At 65.4% G+C, this 22,075-nt stretch carries 18 protein-coding genes; 12 read left to right on the top strand and 6 right to left on the bottom strand.

Going from position 1 to position 22,075, the window contains the following annotated elements; genetic code table 11:
- Positions 1–59 precede the first annotated feature (59 nt).
- Complete coding sequence (locus tag FNL14_RS05700; RefSeq protein WP_142058386.1) at positions 60–659, top strand: hypothetical protein; 600 nt, start codon at positions 60–62, stop codon at positions 657–659.
- Between the two features lie 5 nt (positions 660–664).
- Here FNL14_RS05700 and FNL14_RS05695 read toward each other — a convergent pair whose 3' ends face one another.
- Together FNL14_RS05695 and FNL14_RS05690 are read right to left on the bottom strand one after the other, a co-directional pair.
- Positions 665–1,144: a pyridoxamine 5'-phosphate oxidase family protein gene (locus tag FNL14_RS05695; protein ID WP_142058384.1), complete on the bottom strand. Its 480-nt coding sequence runs from the start codon at positions 1,142–1,144 to the stop codon at positions 665–667.
- A 106-nt stretch (positions 1,145–1,250) separates the two neighbouring features.
- Positions 1,251–2,636: an NAD(P)/FAD-dependent oxidoreductase gene (locus tag FNL14_RS05690; protein ID WP_142058382.1), complete on the bottom strand. Its 1,386-nt coding sequence runs from the start codon at positions 2,634–2,636 to the stop codon at positions 1,251–1,253.
- 139 nt (positions 2,637–2,775) lie between these two features.
- On the opposite strand from FNL14_RS05690, the gene FNL14_RS05685 reads away from it, so the two are divergent.
- Positions 2,776–3,528: a TetR/AcrR family transcriptional regulator gene (locus FNL14_RS05685; RefSeq protein WP_181762549.1), complete on the top strand. Its 753-nt coding sequence runs from the start codon at positions 2,776–2,778 to the stop codon at positions 3,526–3,528.
- Positions 3,529–3,634: 106 nt separating this feature from the next.
- Here FNL14_RS05685 and FNL14_RS05680 read toward each other — a convergent pair whose 3' ends face one another.
- Positions 3,635–6,583, bottom strand: coding sequence for a sialidase family protein (locus FNL14_RS05680; RefSeq protein WP_142058380.1), 2,949 nt, complete (start codon positions 6,581–6,583; stop codon positions 3,635–3,637).
- Positions 6,584–6,744: 161 nt separating this feature from the next.
- Here FNL14_RS05680 and FNL14_RS05675 point away from each other — a divergent pair, with 161 nt between their 5' ends.
- Positions 6,745–8,457 (top strand): exo-alpha-sialidase, encoded by a 1,713-nt coding sequence (locus tag FNL14_RS05675; protein WP_142058378.1) that lies wholly within the window; start codon positions 6,745–6,747, stop codon positions 8,455–8,457.
- A 73-nt stretch (positions 8,458–8,530) separates the two neighbouring features.
- On the opposite strand, the gene FNL14_RS05670 is transcribed toward FNL14_RS05675, so the two are convergent.
- The gene (locus FNL14_RS05670) at positions 8,531–9,424 is read right to left on the bottom strand and encodes a DUF4862 family protein (protein WP_142058376.1); all 894 of its coding nucleotides are present in this window, start codon (positions 9,422–9,424) and stop codon (positions 8,531–8,533) included.
- A 199-nt stretch (positions 9,425–9,623) separates the two neighbouring features.
- Here FNL14_RS05670 and FNL14_RS05665 point away from each other — a divergent pair, with 199 nt between their 5' ends.
- Genes FNL14_RS05665 through FNL14_RS05630 form a run of 8 tightly spaced genes read left to right on the top strand, consistent with a single transcriptional unit; the run spans position 9,624 to position 19,038 of the window.
- Positions 9,624–11,267 carry an ABC transporter substrate-binding protein gene (locus tag FNL14_RS05665; protein ID WP_091418595.1) on the top strand — a complete coding sequence of 548 codons (1,644 nt, stop codon included), beginning with the start codon at positions 9,624–9,626 and terminating at the stop codon, positions 11,265–11,267.
- Between the two features lie 18 nt (positions 11,268–11,285).
- Positions 11,286–12,242, top strand: a complete 957-nt coding sequence (locus tag FNL14_RS05660; RefSeq protein ID WP_142058374.1) for an ABC transporter permease — start codon at positions 11,286–11,288, stop codon at positions 12,240–12,242.
- 3 nt (positions 12,243–12,245) lie between these two features.
- Entirely contained in the window at positions 12,246–14,357 is a 2,112-nt protein-coding gene (locus FNL14_RS05655; protein WP_142058372.1) for a dipeptide/oligopeptide/nickel ABC transporter permease/ATP-binding protein, read from the top strand.
- Complete coding sequence (locus FNL14_RS05650; RefSeq protein ID WP_142058370.1) at positions 14,354–15,160, top strand: ATP-binding cassette domain-containing protein; 807 nt, start codon at positions 14,354–14,356, stop codon at positions 15,158–15,160. The genes FNL14_RS05655 and FNL14_RS05650 overlap by 4 nt, the downstream gene beginning before the upstream one ends.
- Positions 15,161–15,204: 44 nt before the next feature.
- A complete protein-coding gene (locus tag FNL14_RS05645; RefSeq protein ID WP_142058368.1) occupies positions 15,205–16,122 on the top strand; it encodes a dihydrodipicolinate synthase family protein in 918 nt (305 codons plus the stop codon).
- 17 nt (positions 16,123–16,139) lie between these two features.
- Positions 16,140–17,099: an ROK family protein gene (locus FNL14_RS05640; RefSeq protein ID WP_181762548.1), complete on the top strand. Its 960-nt coding sequence runs from the start codon at positions 16,140–16,142 to the stop codon at positions 17,097–17,099.
- A gap of 2 nt (positions 17,100–17,101) precedes the next feature.
- Positions 17,102–17,785, top strand: coding sequence for an N-acetylmannosamine-6-phosphate 2-epimerase (locus FNL14_RS05635; protein WP_142058364.1), 684 nt, complete (start codon positions 17,102–17,104; stop codon positions 17,783–17,785).
- Positions 17,782–19,038: an N-acetylglucosamine-6-phosphate deacetylase gene (locus FNL14_RS05630; protein WP_255470717.1), complete on the top strand. Its 1,257-nt coding sequence runs from the start codon at positions 17,782–17,784 to the stop codon at positions 19,036–19,038. Before FNL14_RS05635 ends, FNL14_RS05630 begins: the two co-directional genes overlap by 4 nt.
- Before the next feature lie 44 nt (positions 19,039–19,082).
- On the opposite strand, the gene FNL14_RS05625 is transcribed toward FNL14_RS05630, so the two are convergent.
- Together FNL14_RS05625 and FNL14_RS05620 are read right to left on the bottom strand one after the other, a co-directional pair.
- The gene (locus FNL14_RS05625; protein ID WP_142058515.1) at positions 19,083–19,844 is read right to left on the bottom strand and encodes a glucosamine-6-phosphate deaminase; all 762 of its coding nucleotides are present in this window, start codon (positions 19,842–19,844) and stop codon (positions 19,083–19,085) included.
- Between the two features lie 135 nt (positions 19,845–19,979).
- On the bottom strand, positions 19,980–20,711 hold the full coding sequence (locus FNL14_RS05620; protein ID WP_255470715.1) for a FadR/GntR family transcriptional regulator: 732 nt from the start codon (positions 20,709–20,711) through the stop codon (positions 19,980–19,982).
- Positions 20,712–20,873: 162 nt separating this feature from the next.
- On the opposite strand from FNL14_RS05620, the gene FNL14_RS05615 reads away from it, so the two are divergent.
- A complete protein-coding gene (locus FNL14_RS05615) occupies positions 20,874–21,896 on the top strand; it encodes an acetylxylan esterase (RefSeq protein ID WP_142058360.1) in 1,023 nt (340 codons plus the stop codon).
- Positions 21,897–22,075: the final 179 nt, after the last annotated feature.

The following is a 22,075-nucleotide window of genomic DNA, read 5'->3' as shown; positions in this document are numbered from 1 at the left end:
CGTTAAGTGCTGTGTCGCCGCCGCTGGAGTCCGGCGGCGGAGCGCCGTAGCATCCGAGGATGGACCTTCAAGAAACGGAAGACCGCGACCAGTTCGGCAGGCGGCTGGAGGACCGGGGCGCCTGGCGCCAGGCCACCACCCTGGCGGCCGCCGGCGAACTGACGGCCCGCTGGCTGGAAGGCCAGAGTGAGTTCCAGCCGGCCACCTTCACTGCCACGTACGACGACGAGACGGCACCTATCGCCGTCGAGCTCGCCGTACTGAACCGGAACGGGCTGTTCACCAAGGAGTCCCAGCCCGGGTTGCGGACCGGTGATCTTGCGCAGCGCCAGTACGTCACGGGCTTTTGCAGTGCCGAAAGCGCCGCGGAGCTGCTGGCCCTGTCCACCCGGTCCGAGCTGGTCACTGTGGCCCATGCGCCGGGGGAATCCAGCAACGCGGCCATCCCGGTGACGCTGGATGGCGGCGAGGTGGTCACCGTCCTGGGCTCCAGCGAGAACCCGGTGACCGAGGAACAGATCCAGGACTGGGCCGGTGAAACCAACGATGCCCTGGCCCTGCTGTTGGCCGACTCCTGGTACGTGGAAATCCTGGACCCGGCCTGGGGCCGGGACGACGTGCTGCTTCCCGCCGTCCTCGGCGCCCTGAGCGGTCTGTAGGTTTTTTACAGCTCTACGGTGCCGCTTTCGCCCACGCTCATCCGGCTGTTGGTGACCTTGGACTTGACCCACTGGAACACGGTGGCGGCCGTTCCGCCGGGGCTCGTCCAGTACTCCGCTGAGTCGGAGTCGATGCGGAGCAGGCACACCTCAGGGGTGTCCGGGCCGTCCGGGAACCACGCCTCCACAGCTTGGTTCCACATCTGACGGATTTTGTCCCGGTCGGTCACCACTTCGGCGGTGCCTGCCACTGAGACCCACTCGGTGTTTTTCCCGAAGGAAACATTCACGCGCGGGTCAGCCCGGACATGGGCCACCTGCGAGGTGCCGAGCCCGGTGAAGAACCACATGTCGCCGTCGTCCTTCACGTCCTGGACGGCCAGCGGCCGGCTGACGAGCGCGCCGTCCTCGTTGATGGTGGTCAACATTCCGATGTGGGAATGGTTGATGATGTCCGTTACCTTGCTGATGCCGGTGTCAGTCATGTCTCACCTCGTTCGTCTGCGTGCGGGGACGCTCCCCATCGGCCAGCCTATTGGTAAGCATGCTTAGAATCCACCCGACGCACTCCCCTGCCTTAGGCGCGGACGGTCAGGCGGGAACTGCCACCTTCGCTGCCTCGAGGATGCTGGCCGCCGTGCGCTGGCCCATCCGGATGGCGCCGTCCACGTGCTGGTAGCCTTCTGCGGCGAGGTCTGAGGAGGACCAGTAGATGGGCCCGACGGGGGCGTGCTGGTCTTTGCCGTAGCGGTGGAGGCCGCCGAGGTCGTAGCTGGAAGCGTAGGCGCCCCGGGTCCATTCCTCCGAGCCCCAGTCGGACTCGTAGTAGACCTCGGGCTCCAGCGCCTCGGCGCCAAGGAAGCCTGCGATGGATTCCAGGACTGCGCGCTTGCGGTCGTCGGCACCCAACTCGAAGACGGCGTCAGCCTTTTCATCGGAGATGAAGCCCACCAGGGTGCCGCGGGTGTCGCCGAAGTTGGTGTTGTCGTAGACCTCCTGGACCAGGGATCCGGCGCCGAAGCAGGTGCCGGAGAGGCCCGAGTTCCGCCAGAACGGGCGGCTGTAGACGGCGTGGACCTTGATGACCAGGCCCAGGGACTGGTGCTGGTGCATCTGGTGCTGGCGGCGCGGCAGCGGCGGATTGAACGAGACGCGGGAGTACAGGTTGGGCGGCACGGCCATGATCACGAAGCGGGCGTTGACGGTGGCCTGCTCGGAGACGACGGTGACGCGGTGGCCGCCGTCGGCGTCCGGCTCCCAGTTGACGGTGCGCACCGGGGAGTTAAGGACGACGTCGTCCCCCAGCTCCCGTGCCATGAGCAGGGAGACCTGCTGCATGCCGCCCACCACGCGGCGGTCCAGGATGAAGTCCTCGTCTGTGAGGTGCGTGAAGGAGCCGGCGGACGCGGCCATCAGCACTGCCTGCAGCGCGGAGAAGGCGTGGGCGGGCTTGGTGAGCATGCCGCCGGCGATGAAGAGGCCGATGTTGTTGCAGGCTTCCTCGTTGGCGGAGTGCTGCCGCAGCCAGTGGTGGAAGGAGATGGTGTCCAGCTCGCGTGCCTTGGGATGCGCCCAGGGTTCGGTGGGGCCGATTTCTGCGGCGAGTCCGTCCAGCAGGGCGATGAGCTTGTTCATCTCGGCTTCGGTGTCCGGGTCAACGGGGAAGGTGTCGCCGGTGTAGCGGACCGGGATGCCGTCCTTGCCGATGTACATGGACTCACCCTCGCGGTAGCGCGGGTAGGTTTCCAAGTTCAGTTCCTGGAGGAGGTCCAGGAGTACGGTCTGGTCCGGCGAGACCCACTGGCCGCCGATTTCCAGCATGGCGCCGTCAACGGTATCGGTCCAGGTGCGGCCGCCCACGCGGTCACGCGCCTCGAGCACGGCGACGGTGAGTCCGGCCTTTTTCAGTTCACGGGCTGCGGTCAGTCCGGAGGGCCCGGCTCCAACGACAACGACGTCGCGGTTCAGGTTCAGCATGATGTCCTCTCTTGAGCTCCCACCTGTGACGGGGAGCACTAAATGAATGCCATTCATTTATTAGAACTATAGCTGCTTGGGGCCGGGACCGGAAGTGCCGGATGGAATAATGCAGGTGACCACCAGAGAAAGGCCAGTGATGCCGGCAGTACCAGCCGTAGAGGGACGCACCGCGGGGAACGGGAGCGCCACCAGTGTGGCCGCCGCCGGTGATGGAGCGGCTGCCGGCAACGGCGGTGCCGGCAACCGGGGCACTGCCCGCAGGCGGGCCGGGCGGCCTTCCGCCGCACTGCTGGACAAGGCTGGCATCACGACGGCGGCGCTGGAGCTGATTAACCGCAAGGGCTACGACGGCCTCACCATGGCGGGCCTGGCCAAGGAACTGGACGTGGCGCCGTCGGCCCTTTACAACCATGTGGCGTCGAAACGGGACGTACTGCTCCTGGTGGAGGACCATCTCACGTCGCTGGTGGACGTATCCGATTTTGGCTCGGCGCCGTGGGAGGACGCGGTGCGCAGCTGGGCCTGGAGCTACCGGAATGTTTTCGCCGCGCACACGCCGCTGATTCCCGTTATTGCGGTCCTCCCCGTGACGGACGCGCCGCAGACGCTGGCCATGTACGAGACCGTGAGCAAGGGGTTCCTCGACGCCGGCTTCCCGCAGGAGCGCGTTGTCTCCTCGATTGTGGCCTTCGAGTCCTTTATTTTCGGCTCCGCTTATGACGTCACGGCGCCGGAGGACATTTTCGATTCCGGGTCGATGGCGGGCTCGACGCCGCACTTCACGGCTGCTGTGCGGAGCGTTTCCAGTGGGGCCGGGCGGCCGGCGGACGTGGCGTTTGAGCTTGGGCTTGAGGCGCTGATCTCGGGGCTTGGCGCGCTGCGGGGGTAAGTGTCCGCCGGTGGCCTTACCAGAAGAGAACCAGCCGGCTGGAGCGCCGGCTGGTTCTGTTCTGTTGCAACTCCTACTGGTGCCGCAGCATTAAGGCGCTGCTTGGCTATCCTTTCGGCGTTACCTGCAGGCGGTCGAAGGAGACCTGCTTGCCGTCCTTGTCCAGGACCATCACGTCGTCGCGGCCATTCTGGACGTCTGCGGGCAGGATGAACTCGAGGGCGTCATCCGTGGTGGGGAAGATCCAACCGATCCGGTAACTGTGCTTGTTGAGGTAGACGTAGTACCACTGCCCGTATTCGAGCCCCTTGAGGACCACCTTTTGGCCGTTGCGGTACTTGTCGCTGGTTCCCAGATCGGACGGTGCAGTTTGACCGTCCAGGTCCTGGATGGTCAGGGCGGGAACTGTTTGAGGCTGTGCGGGCTGGAGGTTCAGCTTTGTCTCGCCGCCGGTCACGGTGGCTGAGGCTTCCTTGGACCCATTGGTTCCGGTCGCTTCAAATGTCACGGGGCCAAGGCTGCCCGCGGTGATGTCCGCAGCGGTCAGCACGTGGTCGCGGGTGGCTGTGATGCTGTCGCCGGCCGCTAAGCGTTCCTGGCTGATGCCCACCAACGGGGCGCTGACACCGATCAGCGGGACGTTGCCGGCGTTGCCGAGGGTGTAGGTGTAGGTAACGGTGTCCCCTGCGGAGGCGTACTTGTCGCCGTCGGCGTCCTTCCATTCGGCGGCAACGGTGCCTTCGAGTTTGGCGTCACGGACCTTCAGGTCCACTTCGCCGCCATCCACTCCATAGCTTCTGGTGGTCTGGCCGAAGGCACTGACTTCCCAAGTGGTGCTGGGAACGAAGAATCCCCGCTCGGCCTCCTCGGCAGTGACGGTATGGCGGGGGGTGGCGCAGGTGTAGCTTTGGCCGGCGGGCAGCGCGCTGTAGCGGCAGTTGCCCGGCCCTTCGGGGACGAAGGGGCTGAAGTTACCGGCCGTGGGGACGATCTTCTCGGTCAGCGGGCCTGTGTTCGCTACATCGAATTTGTAGGGGAAGGCCTCACCAACCCCGTAGGGCTGGGTAGCCAGGTCCCGGCCGCTGTCGTTGCGGCTGCCCTGGATGTCCGCCGCGAGGAGGCCGTCGCGCAGCGCCAGGGAAGCCCCGGTGAACGCCACTGCTTTGGTGAGGGTTGGTGTTGCGCTGGCAGTCACGGAGAAGACGGCTTCGGGGACAAAGTAGCCGCGGGCCATGTCTTCCGCGGTGACGGTGTGCTTGGCGGTGGTGCAGGTATAGGCTGCGCCGGCCACGAGGTTGTTGTACCGGCAGTTCGGGGCCGTTGGCGGAAGGAATCCGGAGTCGAAGGAGCCCGATACCGGGACGGAGTTGGCGGTGACGTTGGCGGTGCTCTTGACGTTGAACGTGTAGTTCAGCACGTCACCGGTCTTGTAGGGACTGGCTGCTACGTCACGGGCAGGGGCCGCGCCTGTGATGGTAAGGCCCACCTGCGGTGCGACCGGGACGGTGGCCGTGAAGGTGTGCTGCGACACCCGCCCGTCCGCCGTTGTAAAGGCAGCATTAAGGCTTTGCGGACCGCTGGCATTGGCCGGAGCGGTCAGGGCGACATTGACCGTGACCGAGGCGCCCGGTGCGACGTCAGGCACTGGCACGGTGGTGGCGGCCCAGCCCGTGGGGGTGTAAACGGTTGCAATGGCGCCGGAGAGTGTGCCGGCTTCCTGGTTTGTTACTGTCACCGGCACTTGCTGGCTGGCGGCGGGCGCCGCGGTGACGGCCGGTACTGACAGCGGGGCGCAGGCGTAATTGAGCCAGGCGTCGTCGAAGGTGGCGAACTGCATGTTGTCCGTGTAGTTGGCCTCGTACAGGACACCGAATTTGCCGTCCTCCATCCGGGTGACCGTGGAGTAGGCGGAAAAGCCGGGGCGGATGGTCCGCACCCCGGGCCAGGTGGCGCCGTCGTCGCAGGAGATGCGGGCCGAGACGTTTTCCCTGCCTGTCCTGGAATTTGAGTTGGTGAAGATGAGCTTCTTTGCTTCGGCTGATCCCTGGGCGGCGGCGGGGTACATGCGAGTGATGGCGCCGTTGTTGGCCGGGTCCGGCAGCTCGGTGTCTTGGGTGACCGGCCCATAGGTGGCTCCGCCGTCGGTGGAGTACGCGATCTTGCGGTAGCCCTGGTTGGCGTTGTCCCGTGAGTTCAGCAGCACCCTCCCGTCGGAAAGTTCCACGGTCTTGTTTTCGTCCATGCGGTCGCCCACGTTCGCGCCCTTGTGCCACGTTGCACCATGGTCGTCGGAGTAGACGCTGTAGGCCTGAATCCTGTTGGTGCCGTCCGGCTGGCGGACGTCTCCTGCGTACTGCTGGATCAGCCGGCCCTTGTGCGGACCGTATTTGAGCTGAATGCCTTCACCTGAGGATGCGAAGTTGGAGCGGACATCACCGGCCACCGGGGTGGTTTTGCTGGTGCCGGGCTTGGTGGCGTCCGTGATGAGCCGGGGCTGGCTCCAGGTCATGCCGCCATCGGAGGATTCGATGACGGCCGAGGAAATGACGTTACGGTCGGCGTCGCTGTTGCCGAACTGGCTTCCGCCAAAGCCCTGGTCCTTGGAGTAGACGAAGAAGGCGAAGACCTTGCCGGTCTCGGCATCGTGGATGTAGGACGGGTCGCTGTAGCCGTACTTCGGGTCGCTCGCGTCGGCTACGTGTCCGGCGGCGATGACCTGCACCGAGCCCCAGGTCCGGCCACCGTCGGTGCTGCGCCGCTGGACGATGGAGTTCGGGTTGGGGGCGTCAGCGGCGCTGCCAGGCCTGCCATCCCACGCTGCCAGGACCACACCGTTGCCGAGGTACGTCAGGGCGGGGATGCGGTAAAAGAAGTTGTTCGCTGTCCTGTCCGCGGCCAGGTTCAGTTCCTGGAAGGAGCCTGGAGGGCCTGCTGGAGTGTTGGACGGGATGGGGGCCGCCTGTGCTGCTGCCCCGCTGCCCGCCAGCAGTGCCAGTGCAAGGGCACCAGCTCCCGCTGCCCGGCCTATCGATCGTTCTCTGGTGCGTCTTGTCATATCTCGCAAATCCATTGCCCTTTCTGGACGCCGCCGCGCGGCTCTTCATCGGGACGTCAATGCAGCTCACAGGAACAGGCGCGCTGCTCCTTCTACATACGACGTCCTACAAACCATAGGGTGTCGACTGTCACAAAGCCAGAGATGAGTAGACTAAAGATGTGACATCCTACGTATCTGCTTCGATTGCAGCCGCCGACCCTTCTATTGAGCAGGTCCTGGCCGTCCGGGGATATGCAGGGTACCGGCAGTACCGCATTCCGGCCCTGGCGGTTACGGGTCGGGGTACGCTGTTGGCGGCGTACGATGGCCGGCCGAACCTCGACGACCTGCCCAGCCCCATCGATCTGCTGGTGCGCCGGAGCCTCGACAACGGGAAGACCTGGGGCGCGCAGAAAGTGGTGCGGACTGGGTCCGGGTTGGAGGGTTACGGGGATCCAAGCCTGCTGGTGGATGCCGAAACCAACCGGATCTTCCTCTTCCACGCCGCGGGGACACGGGCCGGCTTCTTTGAATCAACTACCGGGCTGGACCCGGACGACGACTTCATCCAGCACTGCGACCTCAGCTTTTCCGACGACGACGGCGTGACCTGGCAGCACCGGCGGATCACGGCCCAATTGAAGGGCAGCAGGTCGGCCGCCCGGGAGATTACCGGAATTTTCGCAGCCGCCGGGCAGGGTATCCAGATCCACACGGGACCCTACCGGGGCCGCCTGGTCCAGCAGTTCGTTGTGCTCCGCGGCGGCAGGATCATGGCGGCCTCGGCCTACAGCGATGACCACGGGGACAACTGGACCCTGGGAGAACTTATTGATGCGGCGCCCGGCGGCGCCGCGCCCAACGAGAACAAAGTGGCCGCGCTGGCTGACGGGCGCCTGCTCCTGCACAGCCGCGCCACTCCGCGGCGGCTCGCCGCCTTCTCGAACGACGGCGGGCACAGCTGGAGCTCACTGGTTCCCGTCGAGGACCTGCCGGACCCCAGCGACAACGGCTCCCTTGCCCGGTTCGACGGACTGCCCTCCGTCCCGCAGCTGGCCACGCCTGCCACAGATACCTGGCTCCTCGCCACGAACAACCACGACACCAATCTTCGGCGGAACACGGTGCTGAGCCTCTCCCCCGACAATGGGGCGACGTGGCCGGCGAAGCTGGTCCTGTGCCCGGACAGTTCCGCGTATTCGACCGCCACGCGCCTGCCGGACGGCAACATTGGCGTCCTTTACGAGCGGCAGGGATACCGGGAGATCGTTTTTGCCTCCGTCCCTGCTGGCCAGCTGAGCGATCAGCTTGCCGTGCGGACACCGGCGGCAGGTGACGGTGGGGCGCATCCGGTGGCTCCGGCGGGGCACGGTCTTGCCTTTGACATGGAGATCCGGTCGATAACGCCGGGCCTGCCCGAAGTGTGGCAGGACGCCGGCGAGTCCCATGTCCTGGCCGCGGACGGAAGCGGCTGGGGCGCCGGGACCTGGAAGGAGATTGGCCAGGGCTACTCAGCGGACAAAGTCCAGGTCCTTGGCACCCGCGAGGCCCAGGACCTGAATTACGGCCCAGTCCGGCCAGGATACAAAGCCGGGGACATCATTGCCTTCACCGGACGGGCACGGAACGACGGGACCAATCCTGCTTCCGGGGTAAGGCTTACCGGCCCAGGCTCCGACGCCTTCCCCGAAACCGACCTTTCCCCGGGAGCGCAGACCCTTTACTTCACGCCCGCCTACACAGTTACCGAAGAGGACGCAGAGCGAACCTTATTCGACGTCACCTACACCGTCGAGGCAAGGCAGAACGGGTCCTTCCACCAATGGTCCCGGGTCTTCAGCTTCGACGTCGCCACGGGAGCGGTCAGCGTCCAGGACGCGTCCTCACCATAAATGGCCGAGGGATGGCCGAAACGGGCTGCCACCGGCTGCTGCGACAGAGCCTTGGCAGGCCGGGCGCCAGTTCCTACTCGATCAGGCCGCACATCTGCTGGAGCCGGGCGACACGCTCCTCGGCAGAGAGCCCGTGCCGGGATAGCCCAATCTTGAAGCCGGTCAGGGAAACCGGGCCAGCGGCGTGGAGGCAGCGTTGGATTTCGCCGGCGTTCAGCAGCGAGCTCGGCGGGGCTCCGGCCACCTCAGTGGCGGGAAGGTGGGCGTCGATCCACGGGTACCCAAACTCGGTGTCCGCGGGTGAGCAGCCGGAGAACATCAGTCCGGCCAGGACGCCGCCTTCCCGGGCCTGGCACAGGTGGTCAACCGCGGTGTCCGGGTTCTGCGTTTCAATGACGGACCGGGCCCAGTTCACAACGATTCCGGTTTGTTCCCACCCCTGCTCCCGGATGGAACGGATAACGTCCACTTCCTCCATGAAGGTCAGGAATCCCTTCTCGGGTTTGCTTCCCGGACGGGGAGCATCGCAATGCTCGATCAGCAGAAGGGTACCGCCCCAATCCCAGTCGAGCAGTTCCTTGAAGGACTCCTCGAGGGCCTTGGCGGAGGCGCTCCCGTGCGGGGCGGAGTGCAGTTCCACCGCCTCTACAGGGTGCCCCTCCCCCGCCAATTGAAGGACGGAATCGCGCAGTCCTGACACAAAGTCCAGCGCCCTCCACCGGCCCTGGCTGTCGGTGGAAGCAAGGCCGAACCTCTTGTCCTGGTTGAGGCGCTGCATGGTTCCGGGAATGGCGGTCACCACCGCGGACCAGTCTTCGGGGGCGCCGGCGGGCCAGGGACTGCCGCCGGACTGCCCGTAGGGGAGTTCCAGGCCACGGATGGACGGGATGCGCCCGAGCCCTGCGTAAAACTGCTGTTGCTGCGGCGCTTCCGGCACGGCGGGATACGCACCCACAATCAGGGACATTGTTGAACTCCTTTGAAGACGGCCGGCTGCGATACCGGGCGCATGAAGGCGGCGCCGGAAGAAATGCGAGGGCGCTTTCGTCAATAGCCGCGGCATGTGATGCACCGGCACTTGACCCCCGGCTGTGATGGCACTTACAGTTTTATCACGAGCTCGGATGTCCTACATCCGATAAACCTTCTGGAATGGCGAGGCTTTTATGAACATCTCCTCCAAGAACCTGCCGCTGGTCAAAGACGCCAGCCGCCGGAACTTCCTTAAACTGACCGGCGCCATGGGTGTCGCCGCAGCCTTCACCACCACCCTTGCTGCCTGCGGCGGGCCGGCCACCACAACTACGGGCGCCACCACCAACACCTCGCCGATCAACAAGGACCTCACCATTGAGGCCGGAATCTCCTACGCCCTCTCCACCGGCTTCGACCCCATCTCCTCCTCCGGGGCCACTCCGATGGCAGCGAACCTGCACATCTTCGAGGGCCTGATCGAGCTCCATCCGGCAACCCGGGAGCCGTACAACGCCCTGGCCGCCGCCGACCCCAAGATGGTCAACGAGACCACCTACCAGGTGGCCATCCGCGACGGCGCGGTCTTCCACGACGGCACGCCGGTAACCGCCGAAGACGTGGTGTTCTCCTTCACCCGCGTGATGGATCCGGCCAACAAGTCGCTGTTCTCGCAGTTCATACCGTTCATCCAGGAGGTCAAGGCACTCGATGCCAAGACCGTGCAATTCAGTCTCAAATACGCGTTCCCCGGTTTTGGGCCCCGTATTTCCGTGGTGAAGATCGTCCCCAAGGCGCTCACCAACTTCCCCGCCGGCTCCGAGCAGTTGAAGTCCTTCGACGCCAAGCCTGTGGGCACCGGACCCTACAAGCTCATCTCCGCGGCCAAGGACGACAAGATTGTCTTCGAGGCCAACCAGGCCTACAACGGCCCCATGCCCGCCCTGGCCAAGGGGATGACCTGGCTGCTGCTCTCCGATGCCGCGGCCCGCGTCACCGCCATGCAGTCCGGCCGCGTCCAGGCCATCGAGGACGTCCCCTACCTGGACATGGAAGGCCTGAAGTCCAAGGCCACCGTTGAATCCGTCCAGTCCTTCGGGCTGCTCTTCATGATGTTCAACTGCAACGCAGCACCCTTCAACAACAAGCTCGTCCGCCAGGCCCTCCACTACGGCCTGGACAAGGACTCCATCATCAAGAAGGCACTTTTCGGCAACGCCAAACCGGCCAGTTCCTACTTCCAGGAGGGCCACCCGGACTACGTCAAGGCCAAGAACGTCTACGGCTACGACGCGAAGAAGGCCGAGGAACTGCTCAAGGAAGCCGGCGTCACCAGCCTCGAATTCGAACTGCTCACCACGGACACCGCCTGGGTCAAGGACGTGGCACCGCTGATGCTGGAATCCTGGAACAAGATCCCGGGCGTCAAGGTCACCCTGAAGAACCTCCAGTCCGGCGCCCTGTACACGGACCGCGTTGCCAAGGGTGACTACACCGTGGTCGCAGCGCCCGGCGACCCCTCAGTTTTCGGCAACGACGCGGACCTGCTGCTGAGCTGGTTCTACGCCGGCGATACCTGGATGAAGAACCGTGCCTTCTGGGGCGATGCCCCCGAACGCGCCCAGCTCGTGAACCTGATGTCCAAGGCCGGCCAGGCCTCCAAGGAAGACGCCAAGAAACTCACCGGCGAAATCGTGGACCTGGTCTCCGATGAGGTCCCGCTCTACCCGCTGTTCCACCGCCAGCTTCCCAGCGCCTGGGATGCAAAAAAGCTCAGCGGCTTCAAGCCCCTTCCCACCACCGGAGTTTCCTTCGTTGGTGTGGGCCGCACCGCCTAGCCCAAACCGGAGAATACATTGACCACGATATTGCGCCTGCTCGGCCGAAGGCTCGCGGCCCTGCCGCTGATGGTCCTGGGCATCACCCTGCTGGTGTTCCTCGTCCTGCAGGCCGCGCCCGGCGACCAGGCCAGCAGCGCCCTGGGCGAAGGGGCAAGCGAGGAAGCCAAGGAACAGTACCGCCAGGCCAACGGCCTGAACGATCCACTGCTGCTCCAGTACGTCCGCTTCCTCGGCAGGCTCCTGCAGTTCGACCTCGGCGTCACCACTCCCCCGGCCAAGTCCGTGGCGAGCATGATTGGTTCGGCTTTTCCGCTAACGCTGCAGCTGACCTTCCTGGGCGTCATCATCGCCGTGGCGGTCTCCCTGGTCTTCGGCATCATCGGCGCCCTGTACCGGGACAAGTGGCAGGACCAGCTGGTCCGTGTATTCTCCATCGCCGCGGTGGCAACGCCGTCGTTCTGGCTGGGCATCCTGCTGATCCAGTGGTTCGCCCTGGGACCGGCACCGCTCTTCCCGTCCGGCGGCATCGCCACCCCCGAATCCGGCTTCGGCGGCTGGCTCAACTCGATGGCGCTGCCCGCCCTGGCACTGGGCATCCCGGTCTCGGCTTCCCTCATCCGGGTGGTCCGCACCTCCATGGTGGAGGAGCTGGACCGGGACTACGTCCGCACTGCCATCGGCAACGGCGTCCCCTACCGCGAGGTGGTCTCCAAGAACGTGCTCCGCAACGCACTGGTCACCCCGGTGACCGTGCTGGGACTGCGGATCGGCTACCTCCTGGGCGGCGCCGTCGTCATTGAAATGATCTTTGCCCTGCCCGGCATGGGCCAACTGATCCTCAACGGCATCACCAACCTGGACGTCAACCTGGTGCAGGGCGTGGTTCTCACCATCTCCGTCACGTTCGTCCTGGTGAATATCGCCGTGGACCTTCTCTACCTGCTCATCAACCCCCGAATCAGGACCGTGTGACCCATGCGCAGCAAACTCGCTGAACGTCTGAGCGCCCCGGGACTCCGCTTCAAGGCCCTGCCCTGGAGTTCCCGCCTGGCCCTCGCCTTCCTCGTGGTGATCGCCGCCGCCGCCATCTTCGCCCCCGTCCTGGCACCGCACGATCCGCTCGAGACCTTCATTCCGGCCACGGCCCCCGGTGCCGAACACTTCTTTGGCACCGACCGCCTGGGCCGGGACATCTTCTCCCGGCTGCTCTACGGTTCGCAGTCCTCGCTGCTGATCGGACTCGGCGCCGTGGGACTGGCCGTGCTGGCCGGCGCGCTCCTGGGTTCGCTCGCTGCCACCTCCAGCAAAACAGTCAACGAGCTGATCATGCGGATCATGGACATCCTCATGGCATTCCCCGGCATCGCCCTGGCTGCGGTCCTGCTCGCGGCGTTCGGCAACTCGGTACCCACCATCATCATTGCCATCGCCATTATCTACACCCCCCAGCTCGCACGGGTTGTCCGCGCCAACGTCCTGGCCCAGTACGGCGAGGACTACGTCCGGGCGGAGCGCGTCATCGGCGCCGGCCGCTTCTACATCCTCCTCAAGCACATCGTCCGCAACACCGCCGCACCGGTGCTGGTGTTCGCCACCGTGATGGTCGCTGACGCCATCATCCTCGAAGCGTCCCTGTCTTTCCTGGGCGCAGGCGTCCAGGACCCCGCCCCGTCCTGGGGCAACGTGATCTCCTACGGCCGCAACCTGGTCCTGTCCGGCGGCTGGTGGGCCACCACCTTCGCCGGCCTCACCATCCTGCTCACCGTGCTGGCACTGAACATCCTTGCCGAGGGCCTGACCGACGCCATGGTGAACCCCAAACTGCGCAAGGCGCCAGTGGTGCAGGACGACGACGGCTCGGCAGCCGTTGTTGCCGGTGCGGCCGTGGACACTGAGGTTGCCACCTCTGTTGCCCAACCGTCCGTCGTGGAAGAGCATGAGCTCGACGGCGTCCGTACCGCTTCGGGAGGAATCCTCGACGAGGAGATCTACAACAGGTCAGGGCTACTCACCGACGTGAAGGTGGCAGCCACCAACCCGCACCTCCTGCTCGACCGCGAACTGGAACTCCTGGCTGCCGTCGAAGCCACCCGGACGGACCGGCTGCCGCAGGTCCCGGCAGACGCCCGTACGGTCCTGGAGGTGACAAACCTTTCCATCCGGTTCCCCGGCAGGTTCGGTGACACCGCCATCGTGGATAACGTCTCCTTCAGTGTCCGCGAGGGCGAAACCATGGGCCTGGTGGGCGAATCCGGCTGCGGCAAGTCCATCACCTCCCTCGCCGTCATGGGACTCCTGCCCAAAACGGCACGGATCAGCGGCTCCATCAAGTTCGACGGCAAGGAACTGCTGGACCCGCACACCAGCCACAGCGCTCCCAAGGCCTACCAGGGGCTCCGCGGCGAACAGATCGCCATGGTCTACCAGGACGCGCTCAGCTCACTGAACCCGTCCATGAAAATCAAAGACCAGATGAGCCAGCTGACCCGCCGCGGAGGCCGCAAAACCCCTGCCGAACTGCTGGAAATGGTCAAACTGGACCCGGTGCGCACCCTGGCCAGTTACCCGCACGAGCTATCCGGCGGGCAACGCCAGCGCGTCCTGATCGCCATGGCGCTCTCCCGCTCCCCCAAGATCGTGGTCGCCGATGAGCCCACCACCGCCCTGGACGTCACCGTCCAGAAACAGGTGGTGGACCTGCTCAACGAGCTCCGTGAACAGCTGGGCTTCGCCATGGTGTTCGTCAGCCACGACCTGGCCCTGGTCGCTTCCCTGGCCCATCGCATCACCGTGATGTACGCCGGGCAGGTGGTCGAATCCGCCCAGGCGTCCGAGCTGCTGCAGAACCCCAGGCACGAATACACCCGCGGGCTCCTGGGCGCCGTGCTTTCCATCGAAGCCGACGCCGCCCGCCTGCACCAGATCCCCGGCACCGTGCCCTCGCCGCAAGATTTCGCCCCCGGCGACCGCTTCGCCCCCCGCTCCCTGCGCCGGGACGCCGATCCAAACCAGCAGCTGGTCCTCACCGCCGTCGGCGGAGACTCTGACCACTACTGGGCCAGCCACCGAAAGGAGGATGCAAAGTGAGCATTTCCACCGGCAAACCGGTTATCGAACTCAAGGACGTCAAGGTCCACCACCGGGCACGGACCGGCGGCCTGTTCCGCCCCAACATCGTCAAAGCCGTTAACGGCGTGGACTTCAGCATCAGCCGCGGCGAAACCGTGGGCATCGTGGGAGAGTCCGGCTGCGGCAAGTCAACCCTGGCCTCCGTCCTGGTGGGCCTCCAAACGCCGACATCCGGGCAGGTCCTTTTCCACGGCAAACCCGCCATCAAACGGAACGCGGCCATGCGCAAGGAATTCGGCCGCGCCGTCTCGGTAGTATTCCAGGACCCCGCCACGGCCCTGAACCCGCGCATGACCATCCAGGACATCCTCACCGACCCCCTGCAAATACACGGAGTCGGCAACGCCGCCTCCCGGGCGGCCAAGGTCAAAGAACTCCTCGCGCTGGTAGGCCTGCCTGCCTCCGCGGCTGAAGTCACGCCGTCGCAGGTTTCAGGTGGACAGCGCCAGCGCGTGGCCATCGCCAGGGCCCTGGCACTGGACCCGGACATCATCGTCGCCGACGAACCAACATCGGCCCTGGACGTCTCAGTCCGGGCACAGGTCCTGAACCTGCTCTCGGACCTGAAGACCCAGCTGAACCTGGGCATGGTCTTCATCTCCCACGACATCCAGACCGTCCGCTATGTCTCCGACCGGATCTGCGTCATGTACTTCGGCGAAATCGTCGAGGAAGGGCCTGCCGCCCAGGTCTTCGACAACCCCCGGAACGACTACACCAAGAAGCTCCTCGGAGCAGCCCCCAGCCTGCTACACACCTAGATTCCCAAACCTCACCTTCACAACCCACCCATTGGAGTTTTTCCGTGTCTTCCCAGTTCTCCGGCGTCATCCCGCCCGTCGTCACTCCCCGCCATGCTGACGGCAGCATCGACACCGCCTCTTTGCAGAACCTCACCAAGCACCTGCTCGACGGCGGCGTCTCCGGACTTTTCGTGCTGGGCTCCTCCGCCGAGGTGCCGTACATGACCAACGCCGAGCGCGAACTCGTGGTCAGCACCATCGCCGCGGCCAACGCAGGGTCCGTGCCCCTGATCGTGGGGGCCAACGAACAAACGACCAACCGCGTCATTGAGGAAGCCAAACGCGTCATCGACCTCGGGGCCGACGCCATCGTGGTTACCTCCATGTACTACGCCATCGGCAACGCAGAAGAAACAGAAACCCACTTCCGCAGCATCCACGCCGCCGTCGACACGCCGATCTTCGCCTACGACGTCCCGGTCCGTACCCACTTCAAGCTCCCCACGGACCTGCTGGTCCGGCTGGGCCGCGACGGCGTCATCGCCGGCGTCAAGGACTCCTCCGGTGACGACGTCTCCTTCCGCCAGCTCCTGCTCGCAGCCCGGGAGATCGACAACTTCGACATCTTCACCGGCCACGAAGTGGTGGTTGACGGAGCCCTGCTGGGCGGCGCGCAGGGCGTAGTGCCGGGCCTTGGCAACGTGGATCCCCGCGGCTACCGCAACCTCGTCGACGCCGCCGTTGCCGGGGACTGGGCTAAAGCCGCCGCCGAGCAGGACCGGCTGGCCGACATCTTCGAGATCGTCTACACCCCCAACGGGCGCGTCTCCGGCGGGGCAGCGGGCCTGGGCGCCTTCAAGACGGCGCTGCAAATCATGGGCATCATCGAATCCAACACCATGAGCAACCCGATGCCCGCGCTGAACGAAGAGGAAACCACTGCGATCAAGGTCGTCCTCGAACGCAACAGCCTGGTCTAGGGACGGGTCCGAAGCTGATGTACGCCGTTGGTGTTGACCTCGGCGGCACTAAAACTGCTGCCGGGGTGGTCTCAGGCACGGGTGAAGTGCTGTTTTCCGAGACCATTCCCACCCTTAACCGTGATGGCGGTGAGGCAATCCTCGACGCCACTGCCAGCCTGGTCGCGGGGCTCATTGGACGCGCCGCTGCTGCTGGAATCATTGTCGGTCATGTCGGCGTCGGTTCGGCCGGTGCTATTGATGCCCGTAAAGGCGAAGTGGTTTCAGCAACCGATGCGATCCTCGGGTGGGCCGGTACTGCCATCAGCGCCGGCCTGGCAGCGCGGCTGCACCTGCCGCAAGCCTCCATCCGGGTGGTGAACGATGTCCACGCCCACGCCCTTGGCGAGGCCTGGACCGGTGCCGCCGCAGGGACCGCCAGTTCACTCCTGGTGGCCTTCGGCACCGGCGTCGGCGGCAGTTACGTTCTTGACGGCACACCGGCCCTGGGGCATCGCTACGTGGGCGGACACGTCGGCCACTTCGCCTCCCCCTACGCATGGCACGACGGCCGGCCGCTGACCTGCGTCTGCGGCGGAGCAGGCCATGTTGAAGCCATCGCCTCCGGACCTGCCATCGCCGAAGCCTACCGGCGGCTGGGTGGAGAGGCAGGTTCACCGGATGCCCGCGGGGTCTTCGCCCTCGCCGCGCATGGTGATGCCATCGCCATCAAGACCATCGGCGGCGCCGCCGCTGCGGCCGGGCAGGCCGTGGGCGGGCTGGCCAACATCCTGGACCCGGAGGTCGTCGTCGTCTCAGGCGGGCTCTCGGATGCAGGAGCACCGTGGTGGCGGCCGATGGAACGGGCCGTCCGGGCCGAACTCCTCCCGGCCCTGGCAAACATTCCCGTGCTGCCCGCCTCGCTGGGCAACGCTGCAGCCATCATTGGCGCAGCAAAGCTGGTGTTCACCGATTCGCTCACTTTCCAAAGGAACTGACCATGATCCTGTCCCCCGACCGGCTTGAATCCTTGCGGGGCAGGCTCATCGTCTCCTGCCAGGCCTATCCCGGTGAGCCCATGCGGGATCCCCGCACCACCGCCCAATTCGCCGCGTCAGCAGTCGCCGGCGGCGCCGCAGCAGTCCGGGTACAGGGCCTGGCGGACGTCCAACACACCCGGGCCGCCGTGGAGGTCCCAGTCATCGGGCTCTGGAAGGACGGGCGCGACGGCGTCTTCATCACCCCCACCCTTCGGCATGCCCTCGCGGTAGCGAACGCCGGCGCCCACATCGTGGCCGTCGACGGCACCCGGCGCGCACGGCCGGACAACCTGACCCTCGTGCAGACAATTACCGGAATCCACACCGGATCCCATGCGCTGGTCATGGCCGACTGCGGGTCCCTCCAGGACGCAGCGGCCGCCGTCGAATCCGGCGCAGACCTGATCGGCACCACACTTGCCGGCTACTCCGGCGAACGCCCCAAAACCCAGGGCCCCGACCTTGAACTGCTGGAACAGATCGCGGCGGGCGGATTTGGAGTGCCCCTTATCGCGGAGGGCCGGCTGCACACCCCTGCCCAGGCGAGGCAGGCACTTGATGCCGGGGCCTTCGCCGTGGTGGTGGGAACTGCCATCACGCACCCGACCACCATCACGGGCTGGTTTGCGGACGCCCTGAAATGACCACCCGGATGCCGCCCGCCTTCCTGCTGCCCGGCACCATCGTCACCGACGGAACTGTCGTTGAGGACGCGGTGGTTGCCGTTTCCGGTGAATGCATAACGTATGCCGGCCCCAGGACAGGCTTCGATACCCGCTCCCTTCCAGGGCTGGAGGAAGTGGGATTGCCGCCAGGAACCCTGCTCCTGCCCGGCCTGGTGGACCTGCACTGCCATGGGGCGGCGGGCGGGGACTTCCCCGGCGGGCATCTACCGTCAGCCCGCTCCGCGGTGGACTTCCTCCACGCCAGCGGCACCACCACACTCCTGGCGAGCCTGGTGACGGCTTCCCGCAAGGACCTGCTGCGCGGCGCCGAGGCCCTGGGCCCCCTTTCGGAGGAGGGGCTGATCGCGGGAATCCATGCCGAAGGACCGTTCCTTTCCCACGCGCGCTGCGGAGCCCAGGATCCGCGGTTTCTCCTGGAACCTGACCTGCACCTGCTCAGAGACCTCGTGGAGAGCTCGGGCGGGCACCTGCGCACCATGACCTATGCTCCCGAACTGCCCGGAGCCGCAGCTTTGGTGCAGGCGTTGGTTGATCTCGGCGTGACCCCATCCCTGGGACACACCAACGCCGATGCCCCAACGACGGCGGCCTCCCTCACCCAAGCGGCGACCCTGCTCGCCTCCGCGCAGGGCAGCACTGCCCGGCCCACGGTCACCCACCTGTTTAACGGCATGCCGCCGCTGCATCACCGCGATCCCGGGCCCGTAGCGGCCTGTCTGCGACTTGCAGCAGCGGGCACGATTGCGGTGGAGCTTGTTGCCGACGGCGTCCACCTGCACCCGGACACCGTCCGGATGGTCTTCGCGCTCGTTGGCGGGGACAACGTCATTCTGGTGACCGACTCGATGGCCGCGACGGGACTGCCGGACGGCGACTACGACCTTGGCCCGCAAGGGGTGCGCGTTAGCGACGGCGAGGCCAGGCTGCGCAGCGATGGTGCCCTCGCAGGCGGAACGGCGACGCTGCTGGACGTTGTACGGCGGACGGTCGAGGCCGGGGTGGACGCGGCAAGCGCGGTCTTGTCAGCCACGGCGGTTCCGGCAGGGATCCTTGGCCTCCAGCAAGAGGTAGGAAGCCTTCGCTCAGGGTTAAGGGCGGACATCCTGGCGGTGGACCCCGATTTCCGCCCGATCAGGGTGTTCCGTCGCGGCCTGCCACTACTCCGGCCGGCCGCGACCATCACGGCTGCGACCATCACGGCCGCGTCCTAGGACCACGGCTCCCGCTATTTGAGGCTCTCGGTTCAGGCGGTGGTTCAGGCGCTCGGCGTTGCGACCCGGACGGCCACTTGCCCGAGCTTGGCACCAAGGAGGCCCGCTGCGGCTTCATCTGCCACTACTGTCACGTGCGGGTGCAACTGGAGGACCGAAGCAGGACACTCAGGTGACACCGGGCCGTGCAGCGCTGCCGCTAGAATTTCAGCCTTATCCGCCCCGTTGACCACCATCAGCAGGTGCCTGGCCTCGCGAATGGTACCGAGGCCCTGGGTGATGCACTGGGTCGGCACGTCGTCAATGGACCGGAAGTAGCGCGCATTGGCCTGGCGGGTCCGCTCGGCCAAGAATTCAACCCGGGTCCGGGAATCGAGCCCGGAGCCGGGTTCATTGAAGGCGATGTGTCCGTTGTGGCCTATCCCCAGGATCTGCACGTCCACGCCCCCGGCGGCGCGGATGGCGGCGTCATACAGGGCTGCTGCGTGGTGAGGATCTTCGGCGACGCCGTCGGGAACTGAAACAAGGGCCGGGTCCAATCCCAGGCGTTCGGTCACTTCACTGCGGACCACTTCGGCGTAGCTTTGCGGGTGCCCGGCAGCCAGGCCCACGTACTCATCGAGGGCGAACGCCTGCACGCGGGACATGTCCAGCTGGTGCTCGGCCAGCGCCGCGTAGACGGGCAGTGGGGAGCTGCCCGTAGCGACCCCAAGGACAGCGTCCGGCTTGCTTCGGATGACGGCGGCAAGAATCCCGGCGGCAACAGCTCCGGTACCCGAGGCATCGGGCACAACAAAAATCTCCATGGCAAAAGGGCGCTCTCTCATAAGATGGGTGCCTCACCGCGTGCTCCGGTGGTCATCTGGACGCACGGAGGCGGGGGCTTTAAGTGACGATCCGGCCGAGGCACGGTGCCTCGTCCCGATCCTCGGCTGCGCGCGTTAGGCTGACGCGACGTCCTTCAATTTGCGGCGGATACCGTCAAAGTGACGTTGCAGGCGTTCAGAAGCCAAAGCTTTGTCCCGGTTTGCCACTGCATCGTAAATGTCCCAATGCATCTGGACCTGTTCGTCGAGGTTGACCGGCCCGGAGCCCAACGCCTCATGGATCTGCCGGTAGACCTGCCAGAACACGTCCATCAGGTTAATGAGCAGTTCGTTGTTCAGGGGCGCATAGAGACGGCGGTGAAATTCCGCATCGTGTTGAACAAGGAGTTCACCCTTACCGGCGGCGTCCTGCATCGCTTCCATCGTGGCACGCAGATCAGCCAAATGCTCCTCCGTGAGGAGGTCTATGGCCGAGCCAATAAGGCCCGATTCCAAAGCCTGCCGGACGTCGATAAGCTCCATCGCTTCCTCGCCTTTGTGCCGGAGCGAAAGCCTGCCCCGGAACGTCAGCCCGGACACCAGTGCGCTGAAGTTGTTCGGAGCGACAAACATGCCGAACCCGTGCCGGATCTCAATGACGCCAAGGGCCTGGAGCACCTTCAGGGATTCCCGGACAGTGTTCCGCCCCACGCCAAGCTCCGCGGAGAGCTCACTCTCAGTGGGAAGGGCATCACCAACATCCAGGCCCCGCTCCAGGATGAGTTCCATGATCCGTGTCTGCAGGGCCTGGGAACGGATTTGGGCGCTGAACCTTGCCGGCGACACCGAGGCGGGTGCTACTGTCACGTCATCTCCTTCAGCCGCACTCGGGAGCGGCAATTCGTCTAAACTCATGATACAGGAGATGGGACGTCCTCCGTCTTCTTTCTGTTCACTAATTTCGAGAATCCTACAACCCGCAGGGCTGGGTGGGGGGATCACGCGAGCACCAGATGATGGAGAACGAGAATGCCTAGCGTTGACATGCCACTGCAAGAGTTGCGCAACTACACGTCGGTGACAAAAGAGCCTCACGATTTTGATGCGTTTTGGGAAGCAACTTTGGCCGAAGTCACTTCCATCCCGCTTGCACCGGCCTACACTCCCGTCGAAAACCTTCTGCCACTCATTGACAGCTACGACGTTTCCTTTGCGGGTTACGGCGGAGCCCGGATCCGGGGCTGGCTCCACCTTCCAGCACACCGGTCCCCCGGCCATCGCCTGCCCGCCGTGGTGCAGTACATCGGATATTCCGGCGGCCGCGGCCTGGTCCAAGAGGACACCAAGTGGGCCCAGGCGGGCTACGCCCATTTCATCATGGACACCCGAGGCCAAGGCTACGGCGGGATCACCGGCGACACTCCAGATCCGCACCCCTCAGCGGGAGGCGTGGCACACCCGGGGCTCATGACACGCGGCCTGGCCTCGAAGGAGGACTACTACTACCGCAGGCTGTATTTGGACGCGTTCCGGGCGATCGAGACCGTCCAAAGCTTCCCTCAGGTGGACGCAGACAACGTGGTCCTTGCCGGGATAAGCCAGGGTGGAGGCCTGGCCCTCGCAGCCGCTGGGCTTGCTGCCGGGAGACTGGACGGAATTCGAGGTGTCCTGGCGGACGTACCCTTCCTTCAAGACTTTCCCCGGGCCATCAATCTGGCACAACGGGGCCCTTATCCCGAAATCGTCGGGTTCCTCTCCCGGCACCGGGACCGCTATGAGCACACGTTGGAGGTCCTGAACTACTTCGACGGAGTCCACCTGGCTCGAAGGGCAACCATTCCGGCTCTGTTTTCCGTCGCACTGCTCGACGACGTCTGCCCGCCGTCCACCGTCTTCGCGTCCTACAACAGCTACGGAACCGGAGCCCACGGGCAGCCGGGACAAGGGCCCACCAAGTCCATTGAGATCTACCATTTCAATGGCCACGAGGGAGGAGAGGAGCACCACTGGGTCCGTCAGCTTGAGTACCTGCAAGGACACCTCGCCCGTTAGCGCTTCAAGCCTCAGCCACGGCAGCTGCGGCGGGGGTGGGGGTGGAGGTGGCGAAATGCTTAATGGTAGAAACGTGGGTGCGTTTGCCCTGGCTCGTAGCGCGAGGTGATGGGACAGAACTCAACTGTGACTACACCGATTAGACCCGGGGCCAACCTGACAGACCGTCGGCTATCAGT

The sequence above is a fragment of the Pseudarthrobacter sp. B4EP4b genome (genome assembly GCF_006680095.1).
Taxonomy (GTDB): domain Bacteria; phylum Actinomycetota; class Actinomycetes; order Actinomycetales; family Micrococcaceae; genus Arthrobacter.
This window is presented reverse-complemented; position numbering and strand designations above follow the sequence as displayed.